The sequence below is a fragment of the Sorangium aterium genome (assembly GCF_028368935.1).
Lineage (GTDB): Bacteria > Myxococcota_A > Polyangia > Polyangiales > Polyangiaceae > Sorangium > Sorangium atrum.
In genome coordinates this window covers 1586890-1601447 of the sequence record NZ_JAQNDK010000003.1, presented here as the reverse complement: position 1 = coordinate 1601447, position 14558 = coordinate 1586890, and the positions used below count along the sequence as shown (strand labels likewise).

The 14558-nt window shown below is 71.8% G+C and carries 12 protein-coding genes; 7 read left to right on the top strand and 5 right to left on the bottom strand.

The genetic code is table 11. The annotated features are described in order from the left end of the window. The first annotated feature begins 79 nt into the window (after positions 1–79). The 7 genes from POL72_RS30310 (at position 80) to POL72_RS30280 (ending at position 8093) form a co-directional block, all read left to right on the top strand. Entirely contained in the window at positions 80–664 is a 585-nt protein-coding gene (locus POL72_RS30310; protein ID WP_272099626.1) for a M16 family metallopeptidase, read from the top strand. A gap of 332 nt (positions 665–996) precedes the next feature. Further along, a complete protein-coding gene (locus POL72_RS30305) occupies positions 997–2001 on the top strand; it encodes a DUF8740 domain-containing protein (RefSeq protein WP_272100038.1) in 1005 nt (334 codons plus the stop codon). A 65-nt stretch (positions 2002–2066) separates the two neighbouring features. Next, positions 2067–2591 carry a hypothetical protein gene (locus POL72_RS30300; RefSeq protein ID WP_272099624.1) on the top strand — a complete coding sequence of 175 codons (525 nt, stop codon included), beginning with the start codon at positions 2067–2069 and terminating at the stop codon, positions 2589–2591. A 100-nt stretch (positions 2592–2691) separates the two neighbouring features. Then, positions 2692–4092, top strand: a complete 1401-nt coding sequence (locus tag POL72_RS50590; protein WP_272099622.1) for a tetratricopeptide repeat protein — start codon at positions 2692–2694, stop codon at positions 4090–4092. A 225-nt stretch (positions 4093–4317) separates the two neighbouring features. Then, positions 4318–5862 carry a serine/threonine-protein kinase gene (locus POL72_RS30290; RefSeq protein WP_272099620.1) on the top strand — a complete coding sequence of 515 codons (1545 nt, stop codon included), beginning with the start codon at positions 4318–4320 and terminating at the stop codon, positions 5860–5862. A 63-nt stretch (positions 5863–5925) separates the two neighbouring features. Beyond that, positions 5926–6888 (top strand): hypothetical protein, encoded by a 963-nt coding sequence (locus POL72_RS30285; protein ID WP_272099618.1) that lies wholly within the window; start codon positions 5926–5928, stop codon positions 6886–6888. Continuing rightward, positions 6888–8093, top strand: coding sequence for a lipoprotein receptor (locus tag POL72_RS30280; RefSeq protein WP_272099617.1), 1206 nt, complete (start codon positions 6888–6890; stop codon positions 8091–8093). Before POL72_RS30285 ends, POL72_RS30280 begins: the two co-directional genes overlap by 1 nt. Before the next feature lie 69 nt (positions 8094–8162). On the opposite strand, the gene asnB is transcribed toward POL72_RS30280, so the two are convergent. The 5 genes from asnB to POL72_RS30255 all read right to left on the bottom strand — a co-directional run bounded on the left by asnB (position 8163) and on the right by POL72_RS30255 (position 14551). Continuing rightward, positions 8163–10175, bottom strand: a complete 2013-nt coding sequence (gene asnB, locus POL72_RS30275; protein WP_272099615.1) for an asparagine synthase (glutamine-hydrolyzing) — start codon at positions 10173–10175, stop codon at positions 8163–8165. 1 nt (position 10176) lies between these two features. Next, a complete protein-coding gene (locus POL72_RS30270) occupies positions 10177–11766 on the bottom strand; it encodes a class I adenylate-forming enzyme family protein (protein WP_272099613.1) in 1590 nt (529 codons plus the stop codon). A gap of 18 nt (positions 11767–11784) precedes the next feature. Then, positions 11785–12045 carry an acyl carrier protein gene (locus POL72_RS30265; RefSeq protein ID WP_272099611.1) on the bottom strand — a complete coding sequence of 87 codons (261 nt, stop codon included), beginning with the start codon at positions 12043–12045 and terminating at the stop codon, positions 11785–11787. A 358-nt stretch (positions 12046–12403) separates the two neighbouring features. Continuing rightward, complete coding sequence (nadE, locus tag POL72_RS30260) at positions 12404–13378, bottom strand: NAD(+) synthase (protein ID WP_272099610.1); 975 nt, start codon at positions 13376–13378, stop codon at positions 12404–12406. 207 nt (positions 13379–13585) lie between these two features. After that, a complete protein-coding gene (locus POL72_RS30255) occupies positions 13586–14551 on the bottom strand; it encodes an aspartate carbamoyltransferase catalytic subunit (protein ID WP_272099608.1) in 966 nt (321 codons plus the stop codon). Between the last annotated feature and the right edge of the window lie 7 nt (positions 14552–14558).

Sequence of the window (14558 nt, the reverse complement as noted above, 5' to 3'; positions counted from 1 at the left end):
CCCGATCCGGTGACGGATCCCGGGGCGAGGCCGGGGCGTTGCCTCGTGTTCGTCGACAAACCAGCGGACGCAGACGCAGATGGTCATCGGCGGGCTCGGCACCGACGCCCACGACCCCGATCACATGGCGCTCCTGGTCGCGAACACCGCCTTCGGAGGCACCTTCTCGTCGCGGCTGATGCAGGAGGTGCGCGCGAAGCGTGGCTGGTCCTACGGCGCCTCGTCGCGCGCGGGCTTCGATCGGCACCGCGACGCGTTCACCATGTGGACCGCGCCCGCGGCGCAGGACGCGCCCGCCTGTCTCTCCCTGCAGCTCGGGTTGCTCGAGGCGCTGCGGCGCGACGGGATCACCGAGGACGAGCTCACGTTCGTGAAGCGCTACCTCGTCCGCTCGCACGCGTTCGAGATCGACACCGCGAGGAAGCGCGTGCACCAGAAGCTCGACGAGCTCCTGTACGATCTGCCGGAGGGGTACCACGAGACCTACCTGAAGCGGATCGAGGACGTCACGCTCGAGGAGGCGAACGCCGCCGTGCGGCGCCGGATCTCCGAGGACGATCTCGTGATCGGCGTCGTCGGAACGCACGAGGAGATCGGCGAGGCGATCGCCGCGGCCGTCCCGAAGCTGGCCGAGGTGAAGGTCGAGCCGTACGATCTCGAGTAGCCGGCGGCGCGCCGAGGGCGATCACGTCGCGGCGCGCAGGCCGCGAGACCCGGGCGCGCGCCGTCTCGGGCGGCCTCGACCGAGGCGGCGAGGCCTGGCGCTCGCGGTGCTGGCGGCCTGCACGAGCGGCGTCGGACGACCGGGAGCGCGATCGGAACCGCCCGTCGGCCGCTGGCATCCAAGGCGCTGCTCCTTCGCGAGATCGTGGCAGGGCTCGCGGCCCGCTCCAGGATCATCGACGCCTCCGGGCGCGATTGCTCAGCGCGCGCCGCGCGATGTCTGCCACGGCGCACCTTGCGCCGGCTCGCGAGGGCGAACGAGGGGAGCTCGCGATGAAGGCACGAACCATCCACGCGCCGGTCCTTGCGGCGGTGACCGCGCTGTCCGGGCCCGCTGCCGCGGCGGTCCCCGTCACGATCACCCACCAGGGGCGCCTCTTCGATTCGGTGGGCCAGCCCATCGACGACACGCTCGATGTGGTGTTCGCGTTCTACGACGCGCCCGACGCGCCCGTGCCCGTCTGGAGCGAGCTCCACACCGTCACGTTCGACCAAGGCTATTTCTCGGTCGACCTCGGCGAGCTCGCGCCCGTCGACAAGCCGGTCTTCGACGGCACGGCGCGCTACCTGGGGATCACCGTGGGGGACGACCCCGAGATGCTGCCGCGCGCCAGGATCGCGAGCGTTCCGTATGCGCTCGAGGCCAGCAACGTCGCGGGGGACATCACGCCGAACTCGATCTCCATCGGCGGCCGCCTCGTCGTCGACAGCAGCGGCGTGTGGGTCGGCGATCCGATCGGCCTGCAGGGCGCGCCGGGGCCGGCGGGCCCGCCCGGCGCGGTGGGACCGGCCGGTCCGAGCGGGCCAGCTGGGCCGCCTGGCGCTGCCGGGCCGCCGGGTGCACCGGGTGCGCCGGGGGCGGAGGGGCCGCAGGGACCCCCTGGCGTCATCTCGAGCACCTACGTCTCCGGCGCGGGCGCAGCCCCTCAGAAATCGCTGCAGTTCCTGGCTGCGCCCGCGACCGTGAGCGTGACGGCCTCGGGGCAGCGCGTCGTCGTCGTCTCCAACAAGGCGCTCGGCGCGGCGTCGACCCCCGCGGATCAGCTCCACCTCTGGATCTGCGCTCAGCAGCTCTCGCCTCTCGGGGAGCTCAGCCCAGAAGGGACGGGCGTCTATGCTGTCCAGGTCCCGGCGCACACCCGCATCCCCATGGGGCTGAGCGCCGTGCTGTCGCCGCCCCCGGGCCAGTACAACGTCGGCCTCTGCGGGAAGTCCGATAGCCCCTTCTGGACCAACAACGACTATTCGTACACCTCCGCTGTCGTCGCGATGCAGTAAGGTCGGACCGGGCGGCCAACCTCGCGCGCCGCGAGGTGCGCGGCGTCTGCCCTCCGATCGCCACCATGCAGAAGGAGCTGATGACCCCCGCGGCGATCCTGCTCGGCAGCCTCTTCATCGCGGCAGGGCTCTACCTCGGGCTGCAGCGTCCGCCGCCGCCACCTGCGCCTCCGTCGGCCAGGGTGGAGGCCTCGACGGCGCGCGCGGGCGCGCTGCCAGCGCTCGCGGACGCGCCCGCTCCTTCGCTGCCTGCGCCTCACCCCGCGTCGGCAGGGGCCGCGCCTCTGGCGAGCGAGCTCTACAAGCGTGTCGAGGGGGACGCCGCCAAGGAGCTCGAAGCGCGCCGGTCGCTCTTCGTGAAGCAGTGCTGGGAGCCTTCGCTCAGGAAGAACCCGGCTCCAGCCCGCGCCAGGTACATCTTCAACATGACCTTCGATGCGTCGGGGAACGAGATCGCCCGCGGCATCAGCGAGGTGCGCGGGATGGATCGTCCCGACGCGGCGCAATGCCTGCGGATGATGCCGCTCGGGCTCGTCGTGCCGCCGCCCGGAAACCGCGTCTCCGTCGAGGTCGAGATGACCCTGCCATGAGCGCGCCGCGGCCGTGAGCGCGCCCTCGCCGCGGCGGCCGCGCTGCAGCGATGCCTCTCCGCCGTTTGGTCCGCGATGGGCGGTGGGCTAAGGTCACGCCGTGTCTTGGCTTGCTGAGCTCGCCCTGCACCTCTGCCGCGCGCTGCACCTCCTGGTCCTGGCGATCGCGCCCACGTGGCTCTCGCCTGAGCCGCTCCCGGCCGGCGCGCTCGCCCTCTCGGGAGCGCTCTCGGCGGCCGCGCTCGCCGCCGCGCTCGGCCTGTCGGCGTGGTTCGCCGCGCGGCTCGATACACGGCTCGCCAGGAACGGCGCGGCGCTGCTGTGGATCGCGATCGCCGCGGCGCTTGCGGCCACGCTCTACTACCGCGGGCCTCGCGCGCCGCTCGCGCAGGGGGTCGTTTTCGTCGCATTGCCCCTGTGGGCGGCGCTCGCGACGCTCGCCGCTGCCGCCGCGGAGCGCTGGCTCGGTTCGAGCTTCAAGCACCGGCGCATGGGGGCCGCGATCGTCGTGATCGGCCTCGGAGTCGTCCAGCTGAACGGGGCAGCGCCCCTGCTCGGGTCGCGCGAGCGGATGTGGTGGGCGGCGCTTCGCCGCGACGGCGCACACCTGCGCGCGATCGACGAGCTCGCGAGGCCGCTCCGCGAGCGGCGCAAGCTCGACGATCTCGACGGCGTCGCGGCGCGCTGCCTGAAGATGCACCCCGCCTCCGCCGCGCCCGCCGCGCCCGCCACGTGTGCCTGCCTCGCGCTGCGCGCCGAGGCGAGGCTGCACGCCCGCAACGCTGGGGCCGCCCTCCGCGACGCGGAGTCCGCGCGCGAGCGGTGCCCGGAGCAGAGCGGCACGCGCGCGGTCCTGGCCGAGGCGCTCGCCGTCGCCGGCCGCCCCGAGCGCGCCGAGGCCGAGGCGCGGGCCGCGCTCGAGGAGGGCGGCGACCCGTCGCGGCTCCGCTATGCGCTCGCGCTCGCGCTCGAGCGCGCGGGTCGCCTGGCCGAGGCCAGGGCCGAGGCGGATCGCGCGATCGACGCCGGCGCTGGCCGGAAGGCGCAGCTCCTCGCGGGAGCGCTCGCGATCCTGGCCGGGGATCTCGACGGGGCGAAGGCGCGCCTCACGCCGCTCGCCGAGCAGGATCCCTCGGACGCCGAGGCGCTCTACAACCTCGCGCTCATCGCCGACAAGCGCGGCGACTACAACGGCGCACGTCAGGGCTACCTCGCCGCCCTGAAGGCCGATCCCAGGAGCGCCGATGCGCGCTACAACCTCGCGCTCCTGACGTTCCGCGCGGGCATCGTCGAGGAGTCGCGCCACCACGTCCGCAAGTTCCTCGACGCGTTCCCGGACGATCCGCGGGGCAGCCAGCTCGCGCAGACGACGGGCACGCCGCTCGGCAAGACGGACAAGGCGGACAAGACGGACACGACCGACGGCGCCGCGCTTCCGGGCCGGCCCGGCGCGCGGCGGTCTCTGCAGGAGCCCGCCGCCGCGAGCTCGGGTTCTCGCTAGCTTCCGCCGCGAAGCGTCGTAAACGTCGCAAGCGGTGCAACTGATGCAGCTGATGCGACTGATGCAACTGATGCAACTGATGCAAGCGTCGCGAATGCAGGGCGCGCGCGGGGGATGGCGGCGCTTCTGCGCCATTTCGCGCTGTCGGCCCCAGCTCACTTTTGCACGGCGCGAACGTGACCCTGGACGACGACCTGTGTTATTCCAGAAGGTCTGGGAGGCTGCGTGACACCCGCCGCGGGGAACACCGTTGCCGATCGCTTTCGCCTGGTGCGTCCGCTCAGGCAAGGTGGGATGGGCTCGGTGTGGCTCGCCCAGCACCTCGGCCTCGACATCCCGTGCGCGATCAAGTTCATGAACGCGCAGGGCGTCTCGAAGGAGGTGCGGCACCGGTTCGAGCGCGAGGCGAAGGTCGCCGCGCAGATCCGCAGCCCGCACGTCGTGCAGATCCTCGACCACGGCGTCTGGCAGGGCACGCCGTACATCGCGATGGAGTACCTCGAGGGGGAGGACCTCGATACCCGCATCCAGCGCGTGGGGCGGCTCGACCCGCACGACACGATGGCGATCACGGCTCAGGTGGCGCGCGCGCTCACCAAGGCTCACGCGAGCGGCCTTGTCCATCGCGATCTCAAGCCGGCCAACATCTTCCTCGTCCGGGACGACGACAGGGAGATCGCCAAGGTGCTCGATTTCGGCATCGCGAAGGACAGCACGCATCAAGTCACCTCCACCACGAAGACCGGCTCGCTCCTCGGGACGCCCGCGTACATGAGCCCGGAGCAGGCGCAGGGCACCAAGAGCATCGATCACCGCTCGGACCTCTGGTCGCTCGCCGTCGTCGTGTTCGAGTGCCTCACCGGCAAGCTCCCGTTCAACAGCGAGGCGTTCGGCGATCTGCTCCTCAAGATCATGGTGAAGCCGCTGCCCGTGCCGTCGCAGCTCGCCCCCGTGCCGCCCGGCTTCGACGCCTGGTGGGCCCGCGCGGCGTCGCGCGAGCCGGAGGCGCGGTTCCAGAGCGCGAAGGAGTTCTGCGACGCGCTCGCGATCGCGCTCGACCTCGCGAGCGAGAGCTTCGAGCCCAGGACGAGCATCGTCGGCCCGTTCCGCGTGTCCGGCGAGCGCATCTCGGTGGAGCTCGGGTTCGCGCCACGATCGAGGGAGAGCGCGGCGCTCCCCGACGCGGGGCCCGACAGCGCGGCGCCTTCGTTCGGGGACGCGGTCACGCTGATCGCCTCGTCGGACGCCGAGGTTGCGCGGACCCCGGCCGGGTCCGGCGCGACAGTGGCCTCGCCAGGAGCCGCGGAGGCCGCGTCCGCGATGGCCGGCCGCCAGATGCGGTCGCACACCGCCAGCGCGCTGGTCTCGGTGGTGTCGACCCCGGTCCGGCGGCCTGTCGTCGGACGCGCGCTCGCCGCCGCGGCGGCCGGCGCGGTCGCTCTCGTGGCCGTCGCGTTCTTCGCCCTGCGCGGCGGGAGCCCTGACGCGACGGGGCAGCCGCTCGCGCAGCCGGCTCCCACGGCGTCGGTGTCCGATGCGCCGCGGCGGCCCGACGTCGTGGCGCCGGCCACGGCCTCCGCGCAGGCGCCGGAGCCGCCCCCCTCTGTGGCCCCGGCGGCCGCGGGCTCTGCGACGGCGTCCCCGGTCTCGGCGACGCCGGCGAGCGGCCCGCGTGCGCCAGCGGCTCAGCCCGCCCAGGCGAAGCCGCGCTCCCCCACGCCGCCGGGGAGCGCGCGCCGCAAGCCGAAGCCGACGGACTTCGGCATCTGACGTTCACCCGCAGCACTTCGCACGGACCTCCTTCGTATGGCTCGTCGACTAGGGATCGCTTCCTTGCTGCTCGCCCTGACCTGCGCGCCCGCCGCGCTGGCGCAGGTCTCGGACGCCGATCGCGCGACCGCGCGCTCGCTCGCCGTGGAGGGGCAGGAGGCCCTCGAGCGAAAGGACTTCGCGGCCGCGCTCGATCGGTTCAGCCGCGCCGACGCCATCATCCACGCGCCGACGCTGCTGCTCGGCGTCGCCCGCGCCCAGGTGGGCGCGGGCCAGTGGATCGCGGCCCAGGAGTCGTACAGCCGCATCCTCCGCGAGGGAGCGCCGGAGAAGTCGCCCGAGCAGTTCTTCGAGGCGATCGCGGCCGCCCAGCGCGAGCTCGACGCGCTCGCGCCCCGGATCCCGCAGGTGCTCATCTCGGTGAGCGGGCCGGACACCACCTCGGTCACGATCGACGACGCGCCGGTGCCGCGCGCCGCGCTCGGGGTCCGGCGGCCGGTCGATCCAGGCGACCACGTCGTCCGGGCGTCGGCCGCGGGGTTCGCTCCGATCGAGGTGAAGGTGACGCTCGCCGAGGGCGCCAGCGAGACCGTCGCGCTGGAGCTCAAGCCGGCCGCGCCGCCGCCTCCGGTCAAGCCGCATCTGTCTGTGGCGCCGCGGCCCGATCAGGGCGCTTCTGCTTCCGGTTCCGGCGGCAGCAGCCGCACGGTGCTGGCGGTTGCCGCGCTCGGGCTCGGCGGCGCCGGGCTCGCGGCCGGCGCCGTCGGCGGCGTGCTCGCGCTCGGGAAGCACGGCGATCTGTCGGAGCGCTGCCCCGGCGGCCGGTGCGACCCGTCGCTCAAGGGCGAGCTCGACAGCTACCACGCGATGGGCACCCTCTCGACGATCGGGTTCGCGATCGGCGCGGTGGGCGTCGGCGCGGGCACGGTCCTGCTGCTCACAGCGCCGAGATCGCCGCAGCGCGCCGGGATATCGATCACGCCCGTGATCGGGCTCGGCTCCGCGGGGGCGAAGGGGAGTTTCTGATGCGCCAGGCGTTCGGAATCGGCTCGATTCTCTGCGTTGCCATCATGGCCGCCGCGGCATGCACCAGCGTGCTCGGGGACTTCACGGTGAGCGAAGCCAGCGCGACCTCGACCGGTGGAGGCGATGGGTGCGCGGCCGGCACGGCGGACTGCGACGGCAACCCCGACGACTGCGAGGTGAACCTGCTCGACGACCCGCAGAACTGCGGCGCTTGCGGCGCGGTGTGCCTGGACGGCGGGAGGTGCAGCGCGACCGGCTGCAGCGGGGTCACGGAGATCGCGCGCGGGTTTCCGACCATCGAGGCGCCGAACGCGAACCTGCTCACCGTCTACCAGGGCGAGGTCTACTGGACGGCGGGCGAAGGCACGGATGGCAGCGTGCAAAAAGTGTCGGTCCTCGGCGGAGCCGTCACGACGCTCGCCGTCGGCCAGAACGCTCCGTACGGGATCGCCGTCAACCAGCACGGCGTCTTCTGGTCCAACCTCAACGACAAGGACGTCTTGACGGTGGACCGCAACGGAGCACGCACGCCAGAGGTGCTCTTCGACTCGGACTTCGCGACCCTCGGCGTGGCCGCGGACGAGGACGCGGTGTTCTGGGCGCAGCGCGCGGCCGGCATCGGCACGCCGGGCGAGGGGAGCCTCATCGGCAAGATCACGATGCCCGACGCGGAGGTGGACGACGAGTTCCACGAGGACAACAACGTGTCGCCGCACCTCATCGCGATCGACCGAGAGCACGTGTACTGGGTCGATCGGAGCCTGCGCGGCTCGGTGAACCGGACGCAGCGGGCGACCGGCGACACGCAGCGACTGGCCAGGGAGCAGCCGTTTCCGTACGCGATCGCCGTGGACGACGACCACGTCTACTGGACCAACAGCCCGCGCGGGGATCACGCCGGCGAGCTGTCTGCCGTGATGAGGGCGCCGAAGGACGGCTCGGAGAACGCGGCGGCCGTCTGGACGGCCATCGAGGATGATGACGTGGCGCATGCGTCCCCCGACTGCATCGCCGTGGATGGGTCCGATGAGTTCGTCTACTGGACCGACCAGGGGTCGCCCCGCGTGATGCGGAAGCGCAAGGACGGCACCGGCAGGACGCGGCCGCTGTACGAGGGCGGCACGCCGCGCGGTATCGCGCTCGCCGGCGGGTTCGTCTTCTGGGCGGACGAGAGCAGCGGCACGATACGCAAGCGGGCCCGCTGAGCTGAGGGGCGGCTCCCATGCGCCCCGCGGCGCCGCGCACCGGCTCAGCGCGGGGCCGAGCGCGCCCGCTCAGCCCGCGGCGTCGCGCACCCGATCGACATCGACGCCCAGCCGGCCGGACGTGTCGTCGGCGGCCGAGACGACGCGCGCACCCTGGATGATGTCGCGCGCCATGAGCTGCGTGGAGAGGATGGCGCAGAACGCCATGTCGTCGGTGTTGCTCATCGACTTGCCGCCGGTCTTGCGGCACTTCGCGATGAGCGCCGCGACGGGCTGCGCCTGCCAGATGCCGGCGTCCTTGATGGCGTCCGGCGACAGGCACGCCTCGACATAGTCCGGCGTCCCGCTCCCGAAGAAAGGCTGCACCACGGGCGCGCGGTAAGGCTGCTTCTTCCGCTCGAGGACGCCGGGCGGCAGGAGATCGCCCATCGCGCGCTTCAGCACGTGCTTCTCGTCGAGGGTGCGGAGCTTGAGCGCGTCCGGCAGCGCGTCCGCCACGTCCATCACGTTGGGATCGAGGAACGGGAAGCGCCCCTCGACCGAGTTCGCCATCATCATGCGCTCGCCCTGGGAGGAGAGCAGGTAGCCGGAGAGCAGCGTCGTGATCTCCAGGTACTGCGCGCGCGCGAGCGGCGTCCATCGCATGAAGTCGCGCGGCAGCTGCTCCCTCAGGCGATCGGCCGCGGCGGTGTCGCCGATGCCCTCGCGCATCGCGGGATCGAGCATCAGCTTGATGCGGCTCGTGGCGTCCCACCGCGGGCGGTGGGAGTAGAACGGGTCGTCCGTCTGCGCGAGGTTCCGCCCGAAGAAGGCCTTGGCCATCTCGACCTGCGCGACCGGCGACCGCTGGAGGTAGGGGTAGAGCCGGAGGAGGAGCTGCGGCCTGAGCTTGCTGTCCGGGTGGCGCGCCCAGAAGCGGCGCACCCGGTCCTCGCGGAAGATGTCGTAGCCGGCGAAGAACTCGTCGGCGCCCTCGCCCGTCAGCACCACGCGGTAGCCGCTCTGCCGGACGAGGCGCGCCAGGATGAACAGCGGGGCCGGGGCGGTGCGCAGCAGCGGGGCCTCGGCGTGGTAGACGACCTCCGGGAAGACGCCGGCGATGTCGGCGTCGCGGCACTGGATCGACGCGTGCGACGTGCCGAGGTGCGCGACGGCGGCGCGCTGGTACTCGGCCTCGTCGAACTCGCGCTCGGCGAACTCGACCGAGAACGTGCGCAGCGGCACCTCGCGGTTCGACGCGATGAGCGCCGCGACGATCGTGGAGTCGAGCCCGCCGCTCAGGTAGCTGCCGACGGGGACGTCGGCGCGCAGGCGGATCGTCGAGCCGCCGCGGACCGCCTCGCGCACGCTGGACACGAGCCCCGCCTCGTCGCCGCCGGGCGCGCGCCCGGCGGGGAACTCGGGGCGGAAGCGGACCGAGACGCGCGGCGCCACGTCGCGATCGAGGTCGAGCGTCGCCACCGCGCCCGGCGGGATCTGCTGGATGCCCTCGTATGGCGTGAGCGGGGCGATCGGCGCCCAGAACGTCAGCGCCTCGTCGAGGCCCTCACGCGAGATCGCGCGGGGGATGGTGGGGTCCTGGAAAAGCGACTTCACCTCGCTGGCGAACCGGAGGACGCCGCGGTGGACCGTCCAGAAGAGCGGGTTGATGCCGACGCGGTCACGCGAGAAGAACGCGCGCCGCTGCTTGACGTCCCAGATGACGAACGCCCACTGGCCGTTCAGCCGATCGACCATGGCCTCGCCGTACTCGGCGTAGGCGTGGATCAGCGCCTCGGTGTCGCTCTTGGTCCGGAAGTGGTGGCCCTTCGCCGTGAGCTCCTCGCGGAGCTCGATGTAGTTGAAGATCTCGCCGTTGAAGCAGACCCAGAGCGTCTCGTCGGCGTTGGCCATCGGCTGCCAGCCGCCGTCGAGGTCGATGATCGACAGGCGCGAGTGGGCCAGCGCGACGTGGCGATCGCGGTAGATGCCGAAGCCGTCGGGGCCGCGGTGGCGGAGCGCCCGCGCCATCTTGAGGGCCAGCTCGCGGTCGGGGTTCGGCGCGTCGGTGCGTAGGTTGATGAGGCCGGCGATACCGCACATATCAGATGAGCTCGCTCTTCTTGACTTTGCCGCTCGCCGTCTTGGGGAGCGAATCCATGAACTCGACGAACTTGGGCACGGCGACCTCGTCGAGCTCGGACCGCACCTTCTTGCGGACGTCGTCGGCGGTCACAGCGGCGTCAGGGGCCTTCACCACGGCGGCCTTCACCGCGACCCCGAGCACCTGATCCGGCACGCCGACGACCGCCGCCTCGACGACGCCCGGGACCTTGCAGATCACGGACTCGACCTCGAGGGGGCTCACCTTCTCGCCGCGGGTCTTGATGATGTCGTCCTTGCGCGCGACGAAGTAGAGGTACCGGTCCTCGTCCATCTTGAAGAGGTCGCCGGTGTGAAGCACGACCTCGCCCGGGAGCGGCCCCGGCCGGAGCGCGCAGGCGGTCGCCTCGGGGTTCCTCCAGTAGCCGCGCATCACGTTCGGCCCGCGCACGACGAGCTCGCCCACCTCGCCCGGCTCCGCGTGCGTGCCGTCCTCCCGCTCGATCCAGAGCTCCTCGTTCGGCATCGCGATGCCCACGGAGGACGGCCGCTCGAGCGCCAGCGAGGGCGGCAGGTAGCAGACGCGGGTGCACTCGGTCTGGCCGTACATCGCGAAGAAGGAGACGTTGGGCAGGAGCTCGCGGAGGCGCAGGAGCTGCGGCGCTGGGAGCCCGTACGCGGCGTTCGTCATGTACCGGAGCGCCGAGAGATCGGCCTTCGCGAAGTTCTTGAGCGAGAGCATCGACGCGAAGATCGTCGGCACGCCCGCGAAGCCGGTCGCCCGCTCCTCGGCCATCCGCTGGACGATGGGCCACGGCATGGAGAAGCCCTTCTCGAGCACGACGGTCCCGCCGAACGCGTGCGTCACGAGCAGCTGGAAGAGCCCGTAGGTGTGCGACAGGGGCAGCACGCAGAGGATCACGTCGTCCGCCGTGTGCTCGAGGTACGCGCCGATGGCCGCGGTGCTGTTGCGGAGGTTCTGGTGCGTCAGCATGACCCCCTTCGACTCGCCCGTGCTGCCGCTCGTCCAGCAGAGCGTCGCCAGATCGAGCTCGATCGCGCGGCGCGCAGGGGGCTCGCCGGGCGCGCCGGCCAGGGCCTCCTGGAAGTCGCGCCCCTCGGGCGGGGGCCCGGGCGCGGCCGGGGGAGCCGCGCCGCTCAGGAACGTCGCCGCCGGCCTCGCGCCGGGCGGGAGCTCGGCCACCGCGGCGAGGCCCTCGCGCATGCCGCGCGCCGCCACAAACACGCGGGGGGCGGCGAGCTCCATCACCTGACCGAGGCGCCGCGGTCGCATCGCGGTGCCGAGCAGCGACGGCACGCCGTCGGCCCGGAGCGCTCCGTAGTACGCGACGACCGCGTCCACGCCGTTGTCGAGCGCGACCATGACGCGATCGCCGCGCTGCACGCCCGCCTCGCGGAACAGGGCGGCGCAGCGATCGGCGAGCGCGTCGAGCTCCCGGTACGTGAGCCGCCGTCCCTCGCAGACCAGCGCGACGTGGTCGGGGCGCGACGCGGCGAACGATCGCAGCGCGGAGTCGATGAGGAAGCGATCCGAGCGCGGATCGCGACGAGCGGTGTGCTGCGTGCTCATGCGCCCCCCGGGTTCGGGCTAGTTGCTGTTCTTCTTCCCGCTCACGTAGGTGACGAGCCTGGCGATCGAGCCGAAATTCTCCGGCACCATCTCCTCGTCGGCGACCTGGATGCCGAGGTCCTGCTCGAGGAACTGAACGATCTCGAGGACGGCCGTCGAGTCCAGGATCCCTTGATCGAGCAAAGCGACCTCGGACCCGAGATCGGCGGTAGCGCCCCGGTATCCGAACGAGGTCACCAGGAAGTTGCGAATCGTCGATTCGATGCTGGAAGTGCTCATGGGGGTAGTCTCGACGTCTATCACCCCCCCGGCTTTCCTGTCGAGAACACTCCGCGGAGCGACGGCCAACGCGCGGATCGAGGCAGGACGCGGTTGCGGTTCATCGCTCACGCTCGCGTCCGCGCTCGTTCGTGTGCGGCGTCGTGCCGTCCGCGTCCGAAGGCCGCCGCCAGGGCACGCCGCTTAGGTGAGATTGGCGACTGACGATCTCGCTGCGAGCCCGTCCGTCATGGTCGTCAACGTGAGTGAATGTCAGCGTGGTTTCGCGCTGTTTCCGGCGGGTTTCACGCCCGCGGAACGGCGTATCAGGCTGAGAATCCCGTTGACAGCGGCGTGCGCGGTCCGATGGCGCGGATCATCAGGCGTGGCCCTGATCGCGGACGAGCAGCGGCTGCGCGTGGAGGTACTGCGCTACCCGGCGCTTCGCTTCGATGTCCTTGAACACGCGCTCGACCTGCTGCGGCGTGATGCCGACGGCGGCAGCCGCGTCCGCGGCCGGGACGTTGTTGTTGTAGGCGTACAGGCAGAGGTCCATCTTGTCGTAGGGGAGCGCGAAGTAGAACTCGTCCTGCCCCTGCGGCATCGAGAACGTGTCCGTCGTCGGCGCGCGCCTGCGGATATCGGCAGGGACGCCGATGTACTCGGCGAGCGCGTAGACCTGGCTCTTGTACAGGTGCGCGATCGGCTTGAAGTCCGCGGCGCCGTCGCCCTGCTTGACGAAGAAGCCCTGATCGTACTCCAGCAGGTTCGGCGTGCCGGCGACGGCGTAATTGAGCCTGTCCGCGTGGTAGTACTCCATCATCTTGCGGATGCGCTGCTTGAAGTTCGTCGCGGCGACGAGCTGCAGGTACGCGTTCAGGGGGATCCGCTTCACGCGCGGCTCCTCGCCGGGCGGCTGCGCCGTCAGCTGCGAGACGTTCAGCCTGTCGCTCTCGAGGATCGAGGGGAGCGTGATCTTGAACTTCCAGCTCTCGTTGTAGTCTGGGTAGACCATCCGGATCGCCTCGTCCTGCCGCTCGTAGCAGCGGAGGCCGGTCAGCGCGGGCTTGATGTTCTCGATGACCGCCTCGATGCCGAGCCCCTCGGCGAGCAGCTTGCCGAGGCGGAGCGCGTCATCGGAGGTGTCGCGCTCGGGCATGAAGATGCCCAGCACCTTGTCCTTGCCGAGCGCGCGGACGCACAGCGTCGAGACGACGGAGCTGTCGATCCCGCCCGAGATCCCGACCACGGCCCCGCGCCGCCGCAGCGTACCGAACACCTGATCCCGGATGGCCTGCTCGATCTCTTGCGCTACTGCCGGGGCATCGATCCTGAGGACGTCTCGCGAAAACATGGTTGGCTCCACCCTTTCAAAAAGATGGACCAGCCTATTAAAACGGGGCGCAACAGGGAACCCTGTTCGCTGCGAGCGGGCATATGCCGCGGGGAGCCGCGTGCGGGGTCCGCGCCTTCCATCCATGGTTCCGTGGGTTCCACGCGCCAGGGCGTCCGTCTGCCCCGGCCGCGCCGCCACGCCCCGCTCGGGCGGCCGGGGCGGTCGTCAGGGCGCTGGCCGTGGCTCGCCGGTCGCGGAGAACTCGTTGGCCTCCGCGGCCAGGATCCAGAGCACGGCCATCCTGACCGCGACGCCGGCCTCGACCTGGTCGAGGATCACGCTCTGTGCGCCGTCCGCGACGCGCGGATCGATCTCGACGCCGCGGTTCATCGGCCCCGGGTGCATCACGATCGCGTCCGGCTTGGCGAGCGCGAGCCGGGCCGGGTTCAGCCCGAACGTGCGGCTGTACTCGCGCGTGCTGGGCAGGAAGCTGCCGCTCAGCCGCTCGCGCTGCACGCGCAGCATCATCACCACGTCGGCCCCCTCGAGGGCGGGCTCGATCCGGTCGTAGACGGTCGCGCCGAGCGACTCCCCCGCGATCGGAAGCAGCGTGCGCGGGCCGGCGAAGCGGACCCGCGCGCCCATCGTCGTGAGCAGGTGCGCGTTCGAGCGGGCCACGCGGCTGTGGACGATGTCGCCGCAGATGGCGACCTCCAGCCCTTCGAGTCGGCCCTTCGCGCGCCGGATCGTGAACGCGTCGAGCAGCGCCTGCGTCGGGTGCTCGTGCGTGCCGTCCCCCGCGTTGACGACCGCGGCGCGCGTGTGCGCGGCGACGTGGTGCGGCGCGCCCGACGCGGCGTGCCGGATGACCAGCACGTCCGGCTGCATCGCCTGGAGGTTCTGCACCGTGTCGAGCAGCGATTCCCCCTTGACCGCGCTCGACGTGGAGACGCTGATGTTGATGACGTCGGCGCTGAGCCGCTTGCCCGCGAGCTCGAACGACGTCCGCGTGCGCGTCGACGGCTCGTAGAAGAGGTTCACGACCGTCTTGCCGCGGAGCGTGGGCACCTTGCGCACGCTCCGCCGGGAGACGTCGAAGAGCGACTCGGCGGCGTCCAGGAGGGCCACGATCTCGGTTCGCGAGAGACCCTCGATGCCGAGCAGGTGTCGGTGCGGGTAGATCCTCCTCATGCGCTGG